Source organism: Elioraea sp. Yellowstone (assembly GCF_006704265.1).
Classification (GTDB): Bacteria; Pseudomonadota; Alphaproteobacteria; order Acetobacterales; family Acetobacteraceae; genus Elioraea.
This window is the reverse complement of the sequence record NZ_VIKA01000347.1, coordinates 1-409: the sequence shown is the minus strand read 5'-3', so window position 1 is coordinate 409 and position 409 is coordinate 1. Positions and strand designations below refer to the sequence as shown.

Genomic DNA, 409 nt, shown 5'->3' with positions numbered 1-409 from the left:
GCCGGCGGCAGGGGCTGTCCGCCGGCGGCGAGCGCGGCGCGGTAGTTCGCGATCGCGCAGTCGAACAGCTGCGGCGCCTCGGCGGCGCGCGCGGAGCCGGGCGCAAGCGCGGCCGTGCCGAGACGGAGGCAGGCATTCGCCTTGATCTCGCGCGCCTGCAGGCAGGCGGGATCGTCCGGGCCGGTGCAGTCCACCGCCATGGCGGCGATCGCGGCGAGGTCGCCGGCCGCGTTCAGATCCTTCAGCCGGTCGAGGTCGCGCGCGGTGCCGCAGGCGGCGAGCGCGAACGCGAGAACGAGGGCGGGGCGCATCAGGGCGTCCCCCCGGCGGCACGGGCGAGCGAGGCGGCGACGTCCACGCCTGGCTCGCGCGCGAGCTTCGCCCCGGCGAGCGCGAGCTGGTCGAGCGC

Annotated in this window: 1 protein-coding gene; it reads right to left on the bottom strand. The window is 78.2% G+C overall.

Features of this window, described 5'->3' with window-relative positions:
- On the bottom strand, positions 1-311 hold a 311-nt coding region (locus tag FK498_RS19070), incomplete at its 3' end, for a hypothetical protein (RefSeq protein ID WP_141857304.1).
- Between the last annotated feature and the right edge of the window lie 98 nt (positions 312-409).